Genomic DNA, 19,447 nt, shown 5'->3' on the forward strand with positions numbered 1-19,447 from the left:
ATAAACGCAGCAGGGCCCGACGGAAGAATCCGTCGGGCCCTGCTTTTAGCTTTTTAAAGCTGTACTAAATGCGCCTTATTTTACTTGGCCGCTTTCAGCTGCTTTTTTAAGTTCATCGTTTGCAACGATGATGATCTCTACACGGCGGTTCTGCGAACGGCCTTCTGCAGTTGTGTTGTCAGCAATTGGCTGGTCGTAGCTGTAACCTTTTGCTTGCAGGCGTGAGCCATCCACACCTAAGCTTCTGGCATAAGCAGCCACAGAGGCAGCACGTCTTTCAGAAAGCTTTTGGTTTAACTCATAAGAGCCTGTATTATCGGTGTGTCCTTCTACAATTACGTTAGTGCCTTCGTACTCTTGCAGCGTTTTAGCCAGCTTCTCGATATCGCGTTTTGCGTTAGCGCTTAGTTCTGCTGAGTTAACCGCAAATAAAATACCTGAGTCGAAGTTTACGCGGATAGCCTCGCCAACACGCTCAACTTTTGCATTCTCCATGCTCTTCTCCAGCTCTTCGGCCTGCTTATCCATGCGGCGACCGATAACAGCGCCTGTTGCGCCACCCACGGCTGCACCAATAATGGCACCTGCAGCTGTATTACCCATTCTGTTACCGATAATACCACCTACAACTGCACCACCACCGGCACCAATCAAACCACCTTTCGTAGTTTTATTCATACCTTTTTTATCCGCATCGGCTGTATTGTTATCTGTAGTTGAGCCTGTTGTGGTACCTGTATTACCGCCATTGCTTGCCGTTGGGGCAGTTGTTTGGCAAGATGTGAATAGCATGGTAACAGCTAAAAGCGAGCTCAAAGAAAATTTTACTAGTTTCATGTGTTTGTTGGTTTGGTAAATGTTTTTTTCTGTTTTTACTTTAGATAAGGGCTCATACATGTATCTGTTGATCGCCTTTGCAATCGTTGTGCCAAAACTATATTAAGCTTTAGCTATACACGAAAAAATATATCTTTTTATTTTATTCCAGCCCATATAAATATTCTTGTTTTACGGGCTAGCAACCATTTCGGTAAAATAAAAGCGCCTGCCGTTTTGATGGTGGCAGGCGCTTTTATCTATGCAGCATCCATCATAATTAAGATGCTTTTGATGTTTTGGCAGCCTTAGGTTTTGTACTGCTGTTTGCTTTATCCTCCACAATCATACTTAATAGGTCGGATAGTTTGCTCTTTAGTTCTTTGCGGTCCACTATAAAATCAAGGAAGCCGTGCTCTAACACGAACTCAGCGCTTTGGAAGCCCTTAGGTAAATCCTTGCCAATTGTTTCTTTGATAACGCGTGGGCCGGCGAAACCAATAAGTGCGCCTGGCTCTGCAATGTTAAAGTCGCCTAGCATGGCGTAAGACGCTGTTACACCACCTGTAGTAGGATCTGTCAGCATGGAAATGTATGGCAGCTTCTCTTCTGCCAGCAATGCCAGTTTTGCAGAGGTTTTAGCCATCTGCATCAACGAGAAACCAGCTTCCATCATTCGGGCACCACCAGACTTAGAAATCATCATAAATGGTGTGCGGGTTTCACGGGCATGATCAATGGCGCGCGCAATCTTCTCTCCTACCACAGAACCCATAGAGCCACCAATAAAGTTGAAGTCCATACAGGCAATGGTAATTTCCTGGCCGTTCATTTTACCGTAAGCTGTACGCACGGCATCTTTAAGGCCCGTTGATTTTTGGGTAGCGGCAATACGGTTAGGGTATGGCTTGGTATCTACAAAGTCCAGCGGGTTGCCTGAGGTCAGGTTCTCGTCCAGCTCTGTAAATGCGTTATCATCAAAAAGTATGGCAAAGTATTCTTTAGAGCCGATGCGGTCGTGGTAGTTACACTTAACGCAGGTGCTCATGTTTTTGCGGTGCTCGGCCATACTGGCTACGGTTTTGCAACTTGGGCACTTGTACCACAATCCGTCCGGCGTTTCTTTCTTCTGCTCTGTAGGTGTAATAATTCCTTTTTCAGCTCTTTTAAACCAAGGCATCATAGTAAAAAGCGTGCTTGCAGCACTTTAAAGTTAATATACGACTGCCACACAGCACCGTATCAAAATGAAGTGACCTGCTTTTACCAGCCCGTAATCCGGAGCTTTGGATAAAGCAGGTCACAAAAATATGTAATAATCAGCAGTTCTGCTACAAATTATGCCAATGTAATATCGTTGCTCAGATACACATCCTGGATAGCGTTAAGTAACTCCACGCCAACCTTCATGTCTTTCTGGAACGCTTTACGGCCAGAAATTAAGCCCATGCCGCCTGCGCGCTTGTTTATAACCGCTGTGCGTACTGCATCTGCCAAGTCAGATTCGCCTTTAGACTCACCGCCAGAGTTGATCAGACCGGCACGGCCCATGTAGCAGTTTGCCACCTGGTAGCGCGCAAGATCAATCGGGTTGTTAGTAGTCAGCTTGTCGTACATCGCCTTATGAGACTTAGCGAAGTTAATAGCTGTAAAACCGCCGTTGTTCTCAGGAAGCTTTTGCTTGATGATGTCTGCCTGGATGGTTACGCCCAGGTGGTTGGCCTGCGCTGTAATATCGGCAGCTACGTGATAATCGGTACCGTCTTTTTTAAAGGCGTTGTTACGGGCATAGCACCAAAGTATAGTTGCCATACCTAACTGGTGTGCTCTTTCAAAGGCCTCAGCTACCTCAATTATCTGGCGAGAAGATTCCTCAGAACCAAAGTATATGGTTGCTCCTACTGCTGCAGCTCCTAAATTCCAGGCCTCATCCACAGAACCGAACATGATCTGGTCAAACTTATTAGGGTAAGTCAGCAGTTCGTTGTGGTTGATCTTAACAATGAAAGGAATTTTGTGCGCGTATTTTCTGGACATCATGGCCAGGTTACCAAACGTTGTGGCAACGGCATTACAACCGCCCTCTATGGCAAGCTTAATGATGTTTTCCGGATCAAAGTAAATAGGGTTTGGCGCAAACGATGCACCGGCTGTGTGCTCTATGCCCTGGTCTACAGGTAAGATAGAAACATAACCTGTCCCGCCCAGGCGGCCATGGTCAAATAACTGCTGCAGGCTGCGCAGCACCTGTGGGCTACGGTTTGACTGAGCAAAGATGCGGTCCACAAAATCAGGGCCTGGTGCATGCAATTGCTCTTTAGAAATAGTTTTGCTTTCATACTGCAGCAGGTTTTCTGCTTCAGAACCAAGTAAAGAAACGATGTTATCGTAAGTCATTTGTCTTGTTATTTTGTGATAGAGACACTTTGATTTGGTGATACAAATATATAATCAAAAATTTAATTCTTTATATACTTTGATTTTACGATACAATAGAGGCTTCAGAAGTATAAAAGGTGGCTTAAAACGCTACTGCACCCTTCTCCCAAGTATAAAGCATATGTTCATAACCCCAACATCATACTTACAATTGGTTAAAAAGTTATAGGCAACCCAGCCTAATTTTCAGTTTTGGTGCAGCTGTTTTTTGCCGCTCAGGCCAATAGATTAGATTTAAACTGCCTAAGATCATTTTTATACTTGGCAACGGCTTATCTTATACTTCCACCTGCTGCGCCGTTAAACCGATGCTTACACCCTGTCATATTATTACATCTTATCCTCAGGTTGGCTCGTTTATATATACTGCTAACAAACTAACCATCTGACACCTATGAAAACTCTTGGCAAACGCTTCATACATAAGGCATCTTACCTGTTACTTACCACGCTGGTACTTATACTTTGGACTTGCACCCCTACAACCAGAATAACCGGCACCTGGAAAAGCCCTGAGGCAACAAGTAAGCCGTTTAACAAAATTGTGGTTGCCGCACTTACGGACAATGTGCGTGCAAGAGAAACAGTAGAGGCTGATATGCAGGCACAGTTTCAGGCCAGGGGCCTGGCCGTTACCAAAAGTATAGATTTGTTTCCGCCAAACGCAGCGAGCAAAAATGGCCCTGATGTAGACTTATTACTAGACAGGCTGAAGGACGATGGCTATGATGGCATCATGACGATTGCCCTTATTGACGAAAAAACAGAGACAAGATATGTGCCCGGCACCCAGGGATATGCCCCCATGACACGCTTTGGCTGGTACGGCAGGTTCAGGGGATATTATTCGTATTGGTACCCCACCTTGTATGACCCCGGATATTATACCGAAGACAAAGTGTACTTTCTGGAAACTAACCTATACGACGAAGCAACAGAGAACCTGGTTTGGTCGGCGCAGTCGCAATCATATAGCCCATCAAGTTTAAGAAAAGCCTCTGAGAAGTTAGCCGAAATTACTGTAAACAGGATGTCTCAGGATGGAATTATAAAATAACCCAAAATAGAAGCGGTGCACCTGGTTTAGGTGCACCGCTTCTATTTTATACTTGCCTAAGTGCTTTGTTACTCGTTATACAACACATGCAGCACCGTTTGCCCTACTGCTTTTAAGGTATTCTTACTGATCACATCCATGTTGTCCGTATGCCGGTGGTGGTAAGGCCCAAAGTAATCGTCTGGGTTGCTCATGTTATACTCGATGATGTCGATCATGCGGATATTCCCCCAGGCGTTCACATAAGTATGGTCGTCAGTAATGCCGGGTGCGTTTACATACTTAAAGTAATCGGAGTACCCAATGCTGTTACCTGCTTTCCATACTTTATCCACAATCTCTTTGGCATATTGCAGCGAAGTGCCTTCCCTGGCAAACTTAGCGTTCTCGGCACCTACCATATCCAGGAGTATGCCGTAGTTGGCACGGTAGTTTGGCGTGTGCTTGTTCTTGCTCCAGTACTGTGACCCCAGGCACCAGTCGTTGTCCATGTTAGGATACTTGCTGTCATCAGGCCTGCCGTAATCCTCCCCGTCAAAGAAAATCATGTCTACTCCAATTTCCGGCTTTTGCTCCGAAGTATGGATGGTTCTGGCAATCTCCAGTAAAACCCCTACGCCGCTTCCTCCGTCGTTGGCTCCGTCTATCGGTTTGTCCTGGTTTTCGTCGTCTTTATCAGCAAACGGCCGTGTATCCCAATGTGCGGCCAGCAACACGCGGTTAGCAGCCTCGGGTTTGTAAGAAGCAATGATGTTGCGCAGGTTCAGCATTTTGCCATCGAAAGCACGCATCTGAAAATTCTGCACCTTTACCTCGGCACCATATGCCCGCAGCTGTTGTATAATCCATTCGCCGGTAGCATAATGTGCCGGTGTGTTTGGCACGCGTGGCCCAAAGGCTACTTGCTCCTGAATAAAAGTATAAGCTGAATCGGCGTTAAACGCTGGTGCCTTAACTGCAAGTACTTCCTTTTCTGCTACAGCAGCTTGCTTTGCTCCGCCCTTCTCGGCAGAGTCGCAGCTATACATAGCCAAAGCGCCTGCAGCTAAAAGTACCAGCGTTTTCAAATTATTCTTCATAAGCCCAGTCTATTCCGGTTTTCATGTCTTTGATCACGATGCCCTGTTTCTTGAGTTCTGCACGGATGGCGTCTACTTTATCATAGGCTTTGTTTTCTTTAGCCTCTTTGTAAAAACCAAGCACCAGGTGCAGCATATCGTCCATGTCGCCAACTTGCTCTTCCTGCAGCCCCAGCACATTTAGCACCAGCTCCCCGTAAGTGCTGCGGATGGTATCAAACGTGCCCCTTTCAAGCTGCGCAATATTGAGCTGCCCTAAGTGCAAACTGTTTATTTTTTTGAGCAGATTGAACAAAGATGCAATGGTACGGGCCGTATTCATGTCATCGTTCATGCCACGGAAACAGTCCTCTGTCAGCTTCAACAAATCTTCGTTCAGCTTTGCATCCGGCGCTATTCCTGCTCCATCTTCAGGGTACTGCAGCTTCTTCAGCACATTCAGCCCGTTCATCAGCTTTGTATACCCTTTGCGCGCTGCCTGCAAGGCCTCGTTGCTAAAGTCGAGGGTGCTGCGGTAGTGTGCCTGAAGTATAAAAAAGCGTATTGTCATCGGAGAATACTTCTCCTCCAGCATGGCGTGGTTGCCGCTAAAGAGCTCGCTCAGGTTAATAAAGTTGCCCAGCGATTTACCCATCTTCTGCCCGTTTACCGTGATCATGTTGTTATGAACCCAGTATTTGGCGGCATCGGTGTGGTTGTTGCTGGCCTGGCTTTGCGCTATCTCGCATTCGTGGTGCGGGAACATCAGATCCAGTCCTCCCCCATGAATATCAAAGGTAGTTCCCAGGTATTTTCGGCTCATGGCAGAGCACTCCAGGTGCCAGCCCGGAAAGCCATCGCTCCATGGCGAAGGCCAGCGCATGATATGCGACGGCGAAGCTTTTTTCCAGAGCGCAAAGTCCAACGGAGAGCGTTTGTCACTTTGTCCTTCGGTATCGCGGGTGTTTGCCATCAAATCCTCTATCACTCTCCCCGAAAGCTTGCCATACTTGTTGTTTTTATGATACGCCTGCACATCAAAGTATACCGAGCCATTTACCTCATAGGCCATACCGTTGCCCAGTATTTCCTGTATCATCTCTATCTGCTCGATGATATGGCCTGAGGCGCGTGGCTCAATATCAGGGCGCAACACGTTCAGTTTGTCCATGTCCTGGTGGTATACATTGGTGTAGTGCTGCACTACCTCCATTGGCTCCAGGTGCTCCAGCTTCGCTCTCTTCGCAATTTTATCCTCCCCTTCATCGGCATCATTTTCCAGGTGCCCTACATCAGTAATGTTTCGCACAAAGCGTACTTTATACCCCTGATACTTCAGGTAGCGGTAAAGCACATCAAAAGTAACGGCGCTACGGGCATGGCCCAGGTGAGGCTCTCCGTAAACAGTTGGGCCGCACAGGTACATCCCAACAAAGGGCGCGTGCAAGGGCTCAAACTCTTCTTTCTTTCGCGTAAGCGTGTTGTATAGGTTCAGTTTCTGTTGCATGGTTATTTTAAAGTATAGGCACCATTGGCAGCCGTACTTATTTACTTGCCATTATACTTGGCTATTGATGGTTCAAAACTATAAATATTGTGCCCCTTCTCCTAACGCTAGTCCTGTACTTTAGGCTGCAAAACATACTTTGCTGATATAGGAAAATGGTCAGACAGCCCCATTTCGTAGTGAGTTTCGTAATCATACGCTTTCAGGGCCTCGCTATAAAACTGGTTATCGATACGCAGAAAAGGCAATGGCCCATTATACGTGGCGCCCACACCGGAACCGGCCTCTACAAAGGCATTATTCAGCACTTTCGCCAGCTCGTTATAAGTATAACTGAAAGGAATATCGTTAAAATCGCCGCACACAATTACAGGGTAAGGCGACTCGCTGATATGCTCCAGCAGCAGCTCCACCTGGTTGCCTCTGGCAATAAACCCACGCTTTAAACGCCGGGCCAGGTTACGCCCTTCTTTCTTAAAGCTTTCTTCGTTTCCTATAGCCGAGTAAGTGTTCTCTATGTCCTGCGACTTTATGCTCATCGATTGTAAATGCGCCGTGTATACTCTTATAGTGTCGCCTTTTACGTTCACATCAGCCCAGATGCCGCGATTATGGTTAGACTCGCCAAAACGAATAACGCCTTTATTCACGATCGGGTATTTCGAGAAAATAACAATACCAATATCAGCTTTGTTGCGATCAACATATGAAACGGAAAAGAACCTGTACCTGTCGTAGCGCGTGCCGATTTTACTTACGGTGTTGTAGGTATCGGACCCACGGTTACTGTAAAACTCCTGCAAGCAGATAATGTCAGCAGGGTGTGTCGCAACCCACTCCACCATGTCCATCGAAGCTTGCCGTTCGCTACCGTCTTTATCAGCGTAAGCATTAAAAACATGCGTGTTAAAGCTTAGCACCTGCAGCCGCTTTGCGCTTTCGTTTACTTCTTCTGTTGCGTTAACGGAAACCAAGCGGGCATAATAATTCCAGCCAAGTATAAGTACTGACAGCGGCAGCACCAAAAGCCACGAACGGCGCAACAGCCAGTATATCAGGAAAAAAAAGTTGAGCACCAGCGGCCCCGGCAATGAGAAAGAGATAAAGGCAGCCGGCCAGAAACGCTGTGGCGGCACCTGCAGGCATACCACGCCCAGCAATATCCAAAGCACCACCAGGGTGTTCAGAATTAGCCACACGCGCCTACGGATTGTCTTGAAAGTTGCCGCCATAAAAGCAAACATACAAATTATGCTTTTATCTATACCACACCTACCCTCAGAATATGTTCATACAGGTGCACGCGTCTACACTTTGTAAGCGGGTGCACGAACTATTAATATGGCAGGTTTGTTAGTTTTTACTTGCCCTTGGGTATCTGATGATTCACTTGAAATTGCGAAGGAACGGAGAGCCTAAATTATTTAAAAGCTTAACTACGCGCACTATGTTGTATATATAATGTTTTTGTAGTAAATTTGTGGCGTTATATCCAAGGAGTGAGGGGACAAATAAAGTCCCCTTCTTTATTTCTTAACCATTGACTATGGCACTTACCGCGCAAATTATAAAAGCAATGGCGGAGGACAGCCTCCCCGACAGCGATCTTTTTATAGTAGATATTTCTGTTTCAGATTCTGCGGTACGCCCTAAGATAACGGTGCTTGCCGACGGAGAGCAGGGAATTACAATAGACCAATGCGCGACCATTAGCCGCCGTATCAACAAGAGGATTGAAGAAACCTTCGGTGAAGAAATCAGCTATGTGCTTGAGGTTAGCTCACCGGGCGTTGATTTCCCGCTTACACAGCCACAGCAGTATAAGCGCAACGTTGGCCGCAATCTTAAAGTAAAGATGCAGGATGGCACCGAGAAGACAGGCAAGCTGGAAGAAGTAACGGAAACAGGAATAAACCTGCTGGAAGAAAAAAAACAAAAAGGCAAGAAGGCAACGTATGAGCCTGTGCAAATACCCTACGGGGACATTGTGAAAGCAAATGTTGTAATATCATTTAAATAAAAAGATAATGAACAGTTCAGTCCTGATCGAGTCGTTCGCTGAATTTGCGAAATTCAAGAACATTGACCGTCCGACCATGATGCGTATACTCGAAGACGTATTCCGCACCATGATCCGCAAAAAGTGGGGTACCGACGAGAACTTTGACATCATCCTGAACGTGGAGAAGGGTGACCTTGAGATTTGGCGCAACCGCGAAATCGTGGACGATAATTCTGAGGACATCTGGGACCATGATAAGATTGCTTTATCTGATGCACGCAAGATAGAGCCTGACTTTGAAGTTGGTGAGGAAGTATCAGAAGAGATACAACTGGAAGACTTTGGCCGTCGCGCAGTTCTTACTGCCCGCCAAACGCTTATCCAGCGCATCAAAGACATGGAAAAAGAACTGCTGTTTCAGAAGTATAAAGACCAGGTAGGTGAAATCATCTCTGGGGAAGTATACCAGGTATGGAACCGCGAGGTGCTATTGCTTGACCAGGAAGAGAACGAACTGCTTATACCTAAAGGCGAGCAGATCCCGAAAGACCGTTACCGTAAAGGCGACCAGGTGCGTGCTGTTGTACAGCGCGTGGAGATCGTGAATGGTAACCCGAAAATCATACTTTCTCGTACATCTCCAGCATTCCTGGAGCGTTTGTTTGAGAACGAGGTACCGGAGATTTTTGATGGCCTTATCGCTATTAAGAAAATTGTTCGTGAGCCAGGCGAGCGTGCTAAAGTAGCCGTAGAATCTTTTGATGACCGCATTGACCCGGTAGGTGCCTGTGTTGGTATGAAAGGCTCTCGTATTCACAGCATCGTACGCGAACTGGAGAACGAAAACATCGACGTTATCAACTATACAGATAACCTGGAGCTTTACATTCAGCGTGCCCTTAGCCCTGCTAAGATCAGCAGCATGAAGATAAACGAAGAAACCGGACGTGTGTCTGTGTTCCTGAAGCCAGATCAAGTGTCGTTGGCTATCGGTAAAGGCGGCCAGAACATCAAGCTTGCCAGCAAACTTGTTGATATGGAGATCGACGTATTCCGTGAGTCTGAATCGTATGAGGAAGACATCAGCCTGGAAGAATTTACTGATGAGATTGAAGACTGGGTAATTGCAGAGCTTCGTCGCATTGGCCTTGATACAGCAAAAAGCGTATTGGCAATAAGCAAGGAAGATTTGCTGCGCCGTACAGAACTCGAGGAAGAGACCATTGATGATGTGCTCTCTATACTTCGGGAAGAGTTGGAAGAAGAAGACAATCAATAGTTGTTAGTTGTGCTTCGTTAGTATAATTTTGAAATAATTTTACTGCGGGGCACAGCTTAACCTTATTACAAGGCAGCTATACTTTTACATTAGAATTAATAAGACAGCATATAGAACAACATGGCAGAAGAAACAACAAGGAGGCTTAAACAGGTTGCGACTACTTTAAACATTGGTACATCTACCATTGTGGACTACCTCTCTGCTAAAGGTTTTGACGTGGAGAACAGGCCAACCACCAAAATCACAGCAGAACAGTTCCATATGCTGGCTAAAGAATTCGCATCTTCTATGCAGGACAAGCAGGAGGCAGAGGAGTTAAACATCGGCAAGAAACCACAGAGCAACCAGGTTATCGAGTCGGAGCCTCAGCACCAGCCAGAAGTTAAGAAGCCAAACGAGCCCGAGCAGGAACTGCAGATTAAAACAGTACACCAGCCCAAGGCAGCGGCGGAAGAGCCTAAAGCACCTGAGCCTGTTAAAACAGAAGAGCCGGCAGTTGAGGCTAAATTGCCAGGCATTAAAATATTAGGTAAAATCGAACTGGACTCTAAAGGACGTCCTGTACAGAAGAAACCAGAGCCAAAAGCGGAAACACCTGCACCAGCAGAAACTCCGGCTCCTACTCCGGCTCCGGCACCAACTCCTGCGCCAGCTGCTGAGGTAAAAGCAGAAGAGGCTCCAAAACAAGAAGTACCGGTACAGCCAGAAGCGCCTAAAGCGCCAGTAGCAGAAAAACCGGCAACCCCTGAGGCACCTGAAGCACCAGAGCCAAAACCAGAGGCAGCAGCCTCGCCTAAAGCGGAAACTCCGCAGCAGGCACCAGTAGCTGAAAAGCCTGCTGAAGCTCCTAAAGCTGAAACAACTACACCGCCTGCTGAACAGCAAGCACCTGCAACACCTGCACCAGCTAAACAAGCTGAGCCAGTTGCTGCAGATAACGAGAATAAAGGACCAATAGAAACGATTACAGGAAAAGCCGACCAGCTAAAAGGTCTGACTGTACTTGGCAAAATAGAACTGCCAACAGAGTCCAGAAGAAAAGGATCCAAGCCGGTAGCATCTTCTGACGAGAAGAAAGGCAAAAAGAAAAAACGTAAGCGCATTATGGTGGCCACAGAAGGCCAGCAGCCAGACGGACAGCCAGGACAGCAGCAGCAAGGTCAGCGCCCTCAAGGCGGTGGTCCTCAGCAAGGCGGCCGCCCTGATAACAGAAACCAGCCAGGACAAGGCCAGAACCGGCCAGTTAGACCAGCTGGAGGTAAAGGAGGCCCACGTAATGCACCAGCTCCACGACCTGATAAGAAAGAGGTTACTGACAAAGAAATTCAGGAGCAGATTAAGGCAACGCTTGCCAAACTTAGTGGTGGTAAAGGTGCCGGTGGTAACCGTGCCAAATATCGCCGCGAAAAACGCTCAGCTATTGCAGATGCAACAGAAGAGCGCCGTATGCAAGAGCAGGCCGAGTCTAAAACACTAAAAGTAACTGAGTTTATCTCTGCCAACGACCTTGCGTCTTTAATGGATGTGAGCGTGAACGACGTTATCAAAGTGTGTATGCAGCTTGGTATGTTCGTTTCCATCAATCAGCGCCTCGATGCCGAAGCCATCACAATTATTGCTGATGAGTTTGGCTACGATGTTGAGTTTATGACATCGGAAGAAGAGCAGGCCCTGGAAGAAATGCAGGAAGAAAACGAGGATGACCTGGAAGAACGCGCTCCGATTGTAACGATCATGGGACACGTTGACCACGGTAAAACTTCCTTGCTAGACTACATCCGTAATGCAAATGTAACAGCCGGTGAAGCCGGAGGTATCACACAGCACATTGGTGCTTATAAAGTAAAAACTGAAAGTGGACGTACAGTTACTTTCCTGGATACTCCTGGTCACGAAGCCTTTACAGCGATGCGTGCCCGTGGTGCCAAAGTAACGGACGTTGTTATTATTGTAGTTGCAGCTGATGACTCGGTGATGCCTCAGACAAAAGAAGCAATCAACCATGCACAGGCAGCAGGCTCTCCGATAATAATTGCACTAAACAAAATAGATAAGCCTGGCGCAAACCCAGACAAAGTTCGTGAAGAGCTTGCCCAATTAAACGTATTAGTAGAAGAGTGGGGTGGAAAATACCAGGCACAGGAAGTTTCTGCTAAAACCGGACAAGGTATACCTGAACTCTTAGAGAAGGTATTGCTTGAGGCAGAATTGCTGGAGCTAAAAGCTAATCCAAGCCGTCAGGCAATCGGTACTGTAATTGAGGCATCGCTTGATAAAGGCCGTGGTTATGTAGCTACCATGCTTGTTCAAACTGGTACACTACACATCGGTGATATTGTGTTGGCAGGCTCGCACTACGGTAGAGTAAAGGCCATGACAGATCACCGTGGCAGAAAAATGAAAGAAGCAGGCCCATCAACTCCAGTACAGTTACTCGGTTTAGATGGAGCACCGCAGGCAGGCGATAAGTTCCTGGTAATGGAGTCGGAGCGTGAAGCCCGTGAAATTGCCTCTAACCGTTCGCAAATGCAGCGTGAGCAAAACCTTAGAACACGTAAGCACATTACACTTGATGAAATCGGCCGTCGTTTAGCGATCGGTACATTTAAGGAGCTTAACGTGATTGTAAAAGGTGACGTGGATGGTTCAGTAGAAGCACTTTCTGACTCATTATTGAAACTGTCTACTCCAGAGGTGCAGGTAAGCATCATCAACAAAGGTGTAGGTGCAATTTCTGAATCTGATGTATTACTAGCTTCTGCTTCTGATGCCATCATCATTGGCTTCCAGGTTCGTCCGTCACAAAACGCGCGTAAACTGGCAGAGCAAGAGCAGATTGATGTGCGACTGTACTCTATTATCTACGATGCGATAAACGAGGTGAAAGACGCCATGGAAGGTATGCTTGCACCAACACTTAAAGAAGAGATTGTCGGTAACGCTGAGGTTCGTGATGTGTTTAAGATAACCAAAGTTGGTACAATTGCCGGCTGTATGGTTACAGATGGCGCCATCCAGAGAAACTCTAAAGTACGTTTAGTACGCGACGGTATAGTAGTGCTTGATGGGGAGATATTAGCATTGAAACGCTTCAAGGACGATGTGTCTGAAGTGAGACAAGGCTATGAGTGCGGTATCAGCCTGAAAAACTACAACGACATTCAGGTAGGCGATATCATTGAGGCTTACACAGAGAAAGAAGTGAAGCGTAAACTTTAATAAAAGTAATAAATAACAGAAACGCCCCGGCTGCCATAGTAGTCGGGACGTTTCTGTTATTACCTGTTTATAAAAAGAGCCACTCTGCTAGGAGTGGCTTCTATACTTTAGTTTCTTCTTTTCTGGCGTTTCTTCAGCTGTTTTTTATCACGCTTGTGCTTTTTCATCATCTCCTCTTCCTTCTTCAGGATCTCCTTCATCTTTTTGCTTTTGGCAATTTGCCTTTTCTCAAAAGACTTACGGCGGCTACCTTTCTCTTCATACTCATTAAAGCGCTTATCCATTCCCTCGCCTCTTCTGCCAACGGCATCAACGGAGGCTCCTTTAGTTTTTACTTTAGAGGTACCCCAATACTCATCTTTAGAGCTTGTACTACTCTGGGCAGTAGACTGAGCCTTTACCTCAGAGAAAGCAAGAAAACAACCGAAGGTAAGTAGCGATAAGATTATTTTTTTCATAAAACCTGCATGTGTTTGGTAGTACAACGCACAAAAGGGTGCAATGTATACATTTAACGGAAGAACAAAGTATAAAACTTTAAAAGTTCAGCTACTTAAAACTATAAGAAATACCTATACCAAGTGTCTCCTTTAACTGCAGGCGTGGCCCTAGCTTTACAGTCTCATCATTTTCTACTCTGTCAATGTTAATATCGTCATCGTAAATCATGTGCACAAACAAACTCGCTGAAACTAGCTTATTTACTTTAAAGTTGATGAGATTTTCCCAGTTCATATCGACATTTTTTGGGTTATGAAGGTAGTTCGAAAACAGGTCTAACTTCGACTGAAAAATTATATTCTGCATGATTTCTTCTCTATACCTGATATTGACATAGCCACCAAATTCCTCACGCAGCCGCTCTCCCGTACCAGGTATAGGCTCTCCCAGTATGTTCCGCTCAGCAGGTTTAACTCCAAAAGCACCTAAGTCAGCGAGCCTTTGCTTGCCCACAATAGTAAACTTACCTGTAAACGGAGATATAAAAACAGACAGCTTCTCATTTGGCTTATAATCCATACCTATGGATGCCAAAGCAAAAGCAGGCGCAAAAAAGTCTGACAGCATACTATCGCGTGATGGCGTGTAAGTTGGTGTAAGCTGGGTTTTTACGTTTACCTGGGCTGTATAGAACCAATCTTCAGATGCACGGTGGCCATACTTAAAGTTCAGCTCCAACTTATCATCGCTTTTCTGTAACCGCTGCTTCTCTAGCTTTAAAGTGCCATAGGTAAGATCTAAAGAGTTATGCCAGGTGTTATGCCCCTTGGCATACTTAGCAAAAACATTAGCTATGCCTAAAACAGACAAAGAGTTCTGGCCGCCAGCTGCCCAATTGCTTAAGCTTACCTGGCTAAAGTTGATAGTTCCGGTACCACCGAAGTCCCATGCTTTTGTTGTGTCTGCTACAACAGGAGTAGTAGCCTGAGCAAAAGCCGAGGCACCCGCTGACACTAGAAGTATAAAAGAGATAAAGGCGTTTGTAAGAATTGATCGAATCATGAAGAAAGTAAAAAATGAGCAATAGTTAAGTGAAGCAGATATAACTCAAAGCTTTGTAGAGCTGTTTTGCTTCAGGATATCCCTAATTTCAGAAAGAAGCATTTCTTCCTTGTTAACTGGCGGTGCTGGCTTGGCAGCCTCTTTCTCGCGTAAGCGGTTAATTGTCCGAACAAGTACGAAGATGGCGAAAGCAATTATAAGGAAATTAACCACGGCCTGTATAAAATTACCGTAGTTAATGGATACTGCATGCTCCACCACGGCACCGTTCTCTACTACAGCCTCCTTTAGCACAAGCTTTAAGCGTGAAAAATCAACGTTACTTATTAGCAAGCCCAAAGGTGGCATAATCACATCATCAACAAGAGATTTCGTGATACCGCCAAAAGCAGCACCAATCACTACACCAACTGCAAGATCGATCACGTTGCCTTTTACAGCAAACTTTTTAAACTCGGAAAGAAAAGCCATTTCTCAAATTTAGTGGTAAAACAAAACTTTACTTCGGCACTTTACTTATACACAGAAGCGCGATTGTGACAGCCGGCAGCAAAGGGCAAAACATGCCTAAACTAATTTGCTGCTCACGAAATTAACTAAATCACTATATTTGTGCTGAAAAATAAGAACAGAAAAGGCGAAAAAAACCTATGGCTACTTACGAAAACCTACTGCTTGACCTTAATAATGGCATCCTAACAATCACGATAAACAGGGCAGATAAGCTGAATGCGCTGAATATTGAAACAATCCGGGAAATCAAAACTGCCATACAGCAGGTTTATGACGACGAGGACGTGAAAGGTGCTATTTTTACAGGTGCAGGTCAGAAAGCGTTTGTGGCAGGTGCTGATATTTCTGAGATAGCTGAGCTAAGCGAGTTAAACGCGCGTAGTTTTGCAGAAAGAGGCCAGGAGGTTTTTGCCATGATAGAGCGCTGTAACAAGCCTGTAATTGCCGCAGTAAATGGCTTTGCACTAGGCGGAGGCTGCGAACTTGCAATGGCTTGCCACATGCGAGTAGCCAGCGAAAACGCTCGCTTTGGCCAGCCGGAAGTAAACCTTGGCGTAATACCAGGCTACGGGGGCACGCAGCGCATGACACAACTGATCGGTAAAGGCAAAGCTATGGAGCTGATGATGACTGGCGACATGATTACAGCTGAGGAAGCGAAAGCGCTTGGGCTTGTAAACCATGTAGTGCCACTAGAGGACCTGCTGCTGAAATGCAATGAGATTTTAGGTAAGATTCTGGGTAAAGCACCTTTGGCTATAGGGTTAGTTATTGAGTGTGTTAACGCTGTGTTCAACAAAGATGAAAACGGTTACCAAACAGAAGCCAACTCATTTGCGCGCTGCTGCTCTTCTGATGACTTTATAGAGGGCACTAACGCTTTCCTTGAAAAACGCAAGCCTGTCTTTAAAGGGATTTAATCTTATCTATTCTCAACCCCGACCCTTTAAAGTATGAGTATAGCCAAGAAATTGGTCGGGCAGACTGCTGCCTATGGTTTAAGCAGTATCGTAGGCAGAGCTCTTAATTACCTGCTCGTTCCGATTTACACTAATGTTTTCCTGCCGGAAGAATATGGTGTATTTTCATACTTGTATGCTTTTGTAGGCTTCTTAAACGTGCTGTACACATTTGGCATGGAAACAGCCTTTTTCCGGTTTGCCAACAAGCCTGGTGCAGACAGGCACAAGCTCTACAACCAGGTATTAAGCATTATACTTTGCACCAGCGTTATACTTTCGGGTATACTGATGCTGCTCTCCGGGCCTATTGCAGACTATAAAAACTTTACGCCACAGGAGCAGAATTATATAGTATGGCTTGCAGCCATACTTGCCATAGATGCCATCGTTGCCATACCTTTTGCCTGGCTTCGGCTACAGAACAAAGCTATCAAGTTTGCCTCCATCAAAATGGCAAACATACTCATTGTTATAGCCGCCAATTTATTTTTCCTGGTGCTGTGCCGCGACATTTACAACGGTGCGTACCTGCAGGAGCTACGCCCCCTAATCACCTCTATTTATGACCCAACGCTTGGCATTGGTTATATAGTCCTGATAAACCTTTGTGCGAATGCACTACTTATACCAATGCTCTGGAAAGAGCTGCGAATATTTAGATTTGAGCTGAACCTGGAATTACTGCGCCCTATGTTGGTGTATGCTTATCCGCTTATGCTGATGGGCATGGCCGGCATGGTTAATGAGTTGATAGACCGTATACTTTTAGAAGAGCATCTGCCTGAAAACTTTTACCCGGGCCACAGCAATTATGCAGCAGTAGGTATTTACAGCGCCTGCTACAAACTGTCAATTTTCATGACGCTTACGCTGCAAGCCTTTCGCTATGCTGCAGAACCGTTTTTCTTTTCACAGGCCGAGGACAAAAATTCACCAAACACCTTTGCCCTCATCATGAAATGGTTCGTGATTGCCTGCGCTTTCATATTCCTGTTTATCTCGGCTAACATGGAGATTTTTGCCAAGCTATTCCTTCGTAAGCCGGAGTATCATGAAGGGCTGATGGTAGTACCAATACTGCTGCTGGCAAACTTGTTCCTGGGGGTGTACTACAATTTATCAGTCTGGTTTAAACTGACAGATAAAACAAAGTATGGCACTTATATTAGTTTTGCCGGAGCGGCGGTAACTATACTTTTCAATTTATTGCTGATACCCATACTTGGCTACATGGGCTCGGCTATTGCTACCTTTATTTGTTACTTTGGTATGGCCCTTGCCAGTTACTTGCTGGGCAACCGCCACTACCCTATTCCCTATCCCGTTAAAACCATAACCGCCTATATTTTATTTGCAATTGCGCTGGTGTGGTTGGCTTTGGCCGTAGAAATTGATAACTTCTGGCTGCGTCATGCGTTTCAGTTGGCTGTGTGTGCTGTCTTTCTGGCAGTAGTATGGCTTCGCGAACGCTCCCGCTTCCTTACATTTTAAGCTTTTTAGATAAGATGAACAACAAGAACCTGAAGGTTAACGTCATTAACCAATCTAAGCACGCGCTTCCGTCTTACCAAACCATACACTCGGCTGGCATGGACCTGAGAGCAAACTTAGAAGCACCCGTTACACTAAAGCCATTGCAGCGAGCCTTATTGCCAACAGGCCTTTTTATAGAGCTGCCCGAAGGCCACGAAGCGCAGATCCGCCCTCGCAGCGGACTTGCATACAAACACGGTATATCTATCGTAAACAGTCCGGGCACGATAGACGCAGATTACCGTGGCGAGATAAAAGTACTTCTGGTAAATCTATCTGACCAGGACTTTGTAGTTGAAGACGGAGAGCGCATTGCTCAGATGGTAGTCGCAAAGTATGAGCGTGTAGCATGGGCTGAGGCAGAAGCGCTTACGGACACAGCACGTGGTGCAGGAGGATACGGAAGCACAGGTACAAAGTAGTATAGTTACGCGTTTAAAGTATACTAGTAACTACTGCCCCGGACAACGACCAAATAATAAACAGTAGAAAATACTGCGGCAGACGCTGCAAACTTAAATTATACATTGAACCATAAAAAATAGCTATGAGGATAATAATACCGATGGCAGGTATGGGCAAGCGCATGCGCCCACACACATTAACGGTACCGAAACCACTTATTCCTATTGCAGGTAAGCCCATTGTGCAGCGCCTTGTAGAGGACATCGCAAAAGTATGCCAGGAGCCTATAGAAGAAGTAGCCTTTATAGTTGGGCGCTTTGGCGATAAAGTTGAGGCAGACCTTAAAGGTATAGCCGAAAAGATTGGCGCAAAAGGCAGCATCCATTACCAGGATGAAGCTCTTGGCACAGCGCACGCCATTATGTGTGCTCAGGATGCTTTATTGGGTAAGGTAGTAGTGGCTTTTGCCGATACTTTGTTTAAGGCAGATTTTCAGCTAGACACTAATGCAGACGGCACTATTTGGGTACAGCGCGTAGAAGACCCGCGCCCTTTTGGTGTTATCAAACTAAACGAAAACAACGAGATTACCGATTTTGTAGAGAAGCCGCAGGAGTTTGTTTCTGACCTGGCTATTATCGGCATCTATTATTTCCGTGACGGAGCGTACCTGCGAAGCGAGTTGCAATACCTGCTGGACAATGACATCAAGGATAAAGGTGAGTACCAACTTACTAATGCCTTGGAGAACATGAAGAATAAGGGCACTAAGTTTATACCTGCCGTTATCTCAGAATGGTTAGATTGTGGAAATAAAAACGCAACAGTTTATACTAATCAGCGCTATTTAGAGTATATAAAAGACGAAGAAGGCTTGGTTGCCTCTTCTGCGAAGCTGGAGAACGCGGTGATTATACCTCCTGTATACATTGGCGATAATGTTCAGATTACTAATTCGGTAATTGGCCCACATGTTTCCATCGGAAACAATAGCAGCGTATACAATTCTATAGTGAGCAATTCTATTGTTCAGGAGAGCACCAACCTTAAAAACGGCAATGTTGCAAACTCAATGCTTGGCAATTTTGTTGTGTATGAGGGTCGTCAGTCCGATCTCAGCCTCGGCGACTACAACACGCTTATAGACTAGA

The 19,447-nt window shown here is 45.8% G+C and carries 17 protein-coding genes; 8 read left to right on the plus strand and 9 right to left on the minus strand.

What is annotated here, in order from left to right; genetic code table 11:
* Positions 1-75: 75 nt before the first annotated feature.
* The 3 genes from Q1A23_RS04325 to Q1A23_RS04335 all read right to left on the minus strand — a co-directional run bounded on the left by Q1A23_RS04325 (position 76) and on the right by Q1A23_RS04335 (position 3,213).
* A complete protein-coding gene (locus tag Q1A23_RS04325; RefSeq protein WP_299819958.1) occupies positions 76-837 on the minus strand; it encodes an OmpA family protein in 762 nt (253 codons plus the stop codon).
* Between the two features lie 259 nt (positions 838-1,096).
* The gene (gene accD / locus Q1A23_RS04330) at positions 1,097-1,996 is read right to left on the minus strand and encodes an acetyl-CoA carboxylase, carboxyltransferase subunit beta (RefSeq protein ID WP_299820108.1); all 900 of its coding nucleotides are present in this window, start codon (positions 1,994-1,996) and stop codon (positions 1,097-1,099) included.
* A 158-nt stretch (positions 1,997-2,154) separates the two neighbouring features.
* Positions 2,155-3,213, minus strand: coding sequence for a class I fructose-bisphosphate aldolase (locus tag Q1A23_RS04335; RefSeq protein WP_299819960.1), 1,059 nt, complete (start codon positions 3,211-3,213; stop codon positions 2,155-2,157).
* Positions 3,214-3,649: 436 nt separating this feature from the next.
* Here Q1A23_RS04335 and Q1A23_RS04340 point away from each other — a divergent pair, with 436 nt between their 5' ends.
* The gene (locus Q1A23_RS04340; RefSeq protein WP_299819963.1) at positions 3,650-4,312 is read left to right on the plus strand and encodes a hypothetical protein; all 663 of its coding nucleotides are present in this window, start codon (positions 3,650-3,652) and stop codon (positions 4,310-4,312) included.
* Positions 4,313-4,380: 68 nt separating this feature from the next.
* Here the strand turns inward: Q1A23_RS04340 and Q1A23_RS04345 are convergent, their stop codons facing one another.
* The 3 genes from Q1A23_RS04345 to Q1A23_RS04355 all read right to left on the minus strand — a co-directional run bounded on the left by Q1A23_RS04345 (position 4,381) and on the right by Q1A23_RS04355 (position 8,109).
* Entirely contained in the window at positions 4,381-5,391 is a 1,011-nt protein-coding gene (locus Q1A23_RS04345) for a M28 family peptidase (protein ID WP_299819966.1), read from the minus strand.
* The gene (gene cysS / locus Q1A23_RS04350; RefSeq protein ID WP_299819968.1) at positions 5,381-6,877 is read right to left on the minus strand and encodes a cysteine--tRNA ligase; all 1,497 of its coding nucleotides are present in this window, start codon (positions 6,875-6,877) and stop codon (positions 5,381-5,383) included. Before cysS ends, Q1A23_RS04345 begins: the two co-directional genes overlap by 11 nt.
* A 107-nt stretch (positions 6,878-6,984) precedes the next feature.
* Positions 6,985-8,109, minus strand: coding sequence for an endonuclease/exonuclease/phosphatase family protein (locus tag Q1A23_RS04355; RefSeq protein WP_299819971.1), 1,125 nt, complete (start codon positions 8,107-8,109; stop codon positions 6,985-6,987).
* 314 nt (positions 8,110-8,423) lie between these two features.
* Between Q1A23_RS04355 and Q1A23_RS04360 the strand changes: the two genes are divergently transcribed.
* The 3 genes from Q1A23_RS04360 (at position 8,424) to infB (ending at position 13,380) form a co-directional block, all read left to right on the plus strand.
* A complete protein-coding gene (locus Q1A23_RS04360) occupies positions 8,424-8,897 on the plus strand; it encodes a ribosome maturation factor (RefSeq protein ID WP_299819974.1) in 474 nt (157 codons plus the stop codon).
* A 7-nt stretch (positions 8,898-8,904) separates the two neighbouring features.
* On the plus strand, positions 8,905-10,158 hold the full coding sequence (gene nusA, locus Q1A23_RS04365; protein ID WP_299819977.1) for a transcription termination factor NusA: 1,254 nt from the start codon (positions 8,905-8,907) through the stop codon (positions 10,156-10,158).
* 120 nt (positions 10,159-10,278) lie between these two features.
* Positions 10,279-13,380 (plus strand): translation initiation factor IF-2, encoded by a 3,102-nt coding sequence (gene infB / locus Q1A23_RS04370; protein ID WP_299819980.1) that lies wholly within the window; start codon positions 10,279-10,281, stop codon positions 13,378-13,380.
* 107 nt (positions 13,381-13,487) lie between these two features.
* Here the strand turns inward: infB and Q1A23_RS04375 are convergent, their stop codons facing one another.
* From Q1A23_RS04375 to mscL, 3 genes are all read right to left on the minus strand, one after another.
* Positions 13,488-13,838 carry a hypothetical protein gene (locus tag Q1A23_RS04375; protein ID WP_299819983.1) on the minus strand — a complete coding sequence of 117 codons (351 nt, stop codon included), beginning with the start codon at positions 13,836-13,838 and terminating at the stop codon, positions 13,488-13,490.
* A gap of 91 nt (positions 13,839-13,929) precedes the next feature.
* Positions 13,930-14,883: a DUF3078 domain-containing protein gene (locus Q1A23_RS04380; protein ID WP_299819985.1), complete on the minus strand. Its 954-nt coding sequence runs from the start codon at positions 14,881-14,883 to the stop codon at positions 13,930-13,932.
* Between the two features lie 45 nt (positions 14,884-14,928).
* Positions 14,929-15,354, minus strand: a complete 426-nt coding sequence (mscL, locus tag Q1A23_RS04385) for a large-conductance mechanosensitive channel protein MscL (protein ID WP_299819988.1) — start codon at positions 15,352-15,354, stop codon at positions 14,929-14,931.
* A 179-nt stretch (positions 15,355-15,533) separates the two neighbouring features.
* On the opposite strand from mscL, the gene Q1A23_RS04390 reads away from it, so the two are divergent.
* The 4 genes from Q1A23_RS04390 to Q1A23_RS04405 all read left to right on the plus strand — a co-directional run bounded on the left by Q1A23_RS04390 (position 15,534) and on the right by Q1A23_RS04405 (position 19,446).
* Complete coding sequence (locus Q1A23_RS04390; RefSeq protein WP_299819991.1) at positions 15,534-16,316, plus strand: enoyl-CoA hydratase-related protein; 783 nt, start codon at positions 15,534-15,536, stop codon at positions 16,314-16,316.
* Positions 16,317-16,349: 33 nt separating this feature from the next.
* Positions 16,350-17,849, plus strand: a complete 1,500-nt coding sequence (locus Q1A23_RS04395) for a polysaccharide biosynthesis C-terminal domain-containing protein (protein ID WP_299819994.1) — start codon at positions 16,350-16,352, stop codon at positions 17,847-17,849.
* 14 nt (positions 17,850-17,863) lie between these two features.
* Positions 17,864-18,313, plus strand: a complete 450-nt coding sequence (dut, locus tag Q1A23_RS04400) for a dUTP diphosphatase (RefSeq protein WP_299819997.1) — start codon at positions 17,864-17,866, stop codon at positions 18,311-18,313.
* Between the two features lie 125 nt (positions 18,314-18,438).
* Positions 18,439-19,446 carry a sugar phosphate nucleotidyltransferase gene (locus Q1A23_RS04405; RefSeq protein WP_299820000.1) on the plus strand — a complete coding sequence of 336 codons (1,008 nt, stop codon included), beginning with the start codon at positions 18,439-18,441 and terminating at the stop codon, positions 19,444-19,446.
* Position 19,447: the final 1 nt, after the last annotated feature.

Source organism: uncultured Pontibacter sp. (assembly GCF_947492645.1).
Lineage (GTDB): Bacteria > Bacteroidota > Bacteroidia > Cytophagales > Hymenobacteraceae > Pontibacter.

Excerpts from the sequence above, each read along its gene's own strand:
- Q1A23_RS04325 (WP_299819958.1), bottom strand. The coding sequence starts at position 837 with ATGAAACTAGTAAAATTTTCTTTGAGCTCGCTTTTAGCTGTTACCATG.
- accD (WP_299820108.1), bottom strand. The coding sequence starts at position 1,996 with ATGCCTTGGTTTAAAAGAGCTGAAAAAGGAATTATTACACCTACAGAG.
- Q1A23_RS04335 (WP_299819960.1), bottom strand. The coding sequence starts at position 3,213 with ATGACTTACGATAACATCGTTTCTTTACTTGGTTCTGAAGCAGAAAAC.
- Q1A23_RS04340 (WP_299819963.1), top strand. The coding sequence starts at position 3,650 with ATGAAAACTCTTGGCAAACGCTTCATACATAAGGCATCTTACCTGTTA.
- Q1A23_RS04345 (WP_299819966.1), bottom strand. The coding sequence starts at position 5,391 with ATGAAGAATAATTTGAAAACGCTGGTACTTTTAGCTGCAGGCGCTTTG.
- cysS (WP_299819968.1), bottom strand. The coding sequence starts at position 6,877 with ATGCAACAGAAACTGAACCTATACAACACGCTTACGCGAAAGAAAGAA.
- Q1A23_RS04355 (WP_299819971.1), bottom strand. The coding sequence starts at position 8,109 with ATGGCGGCAACTTTCAAGACAATCCGTAGGCGCGTGTGGCTAATTCTG.
- Q1A23_RS04360 (WP_299819974.1), top strand. The coding sequence starts at position 8,424 with ATGGCACTTACCGCGCAAATTATAAAAGCAATGGCGGAGGACAGCCTC.
- nusA (WP_299819977.1), top strand. The coding sequence starts at position 8,905 with ATGAACAGTTCAGTCCTGATCGAGTCGTTCGCTGAATTTGCGAAATTC.
- infB (WP_299819980.1), top strand. The coding sequence starts at position 10,279 with ATGGCAGAAGAAACAACAAGGAGGCTTAAACAGGTTGCGACTACTTTA.
- Q1A23_RS04375 (WP_299819983.1), bottom strand. The coding sequence starts at position 13,838 with ATGAAAAAAATAATCTTATCGCTACTTACCTTCGGTTGTTTTCTTGCT.
- Q1A23_RS04380 (WP_299819985.1), bottom strand. The coding sequence starts at position 14,883 with ATGATTCGATCAATTCTTACAAACGCCTTTATCTCTTTTATACTTCTA.
- mscL (WP_299819988.1), bottom strand. The coding sequence starts at position 15,354 with ATGGCTTTTCTTTCCGAGTTTAAAAAGTTTGCTGTAAAAGGCAACGTG.
- Q1A23_RS04390 (WP_299819991.1), top strand. The coding sequence starts at position 15,534 with ATGGCTACTTACGAAAACCTACTGCTTGACCTTAATAATGGCATCCTA.
- Q1A23_RS04395 (WP_299819994.1), top strand. The coding sequence starts at position 16,350 with ATGAGTATAGCCAAGAAATTGGTCGGGCAGACTGCTGCCTATGGTTTA.
- dut (WP_299819997.1), top strand. The coding sequence starts at position 17,864 with ATGAACAACAAGAACCTGAAGGTTAACGTCATTAACCAATCTAAGCAC.
- Q1A23_RS04405 (WP_299820000.1), top strand. The coding sequence starts at position 18,439 with ATGAGGATAATAATACCGATGGCAGGTATGGGCAAGCGCATGCGCCCA.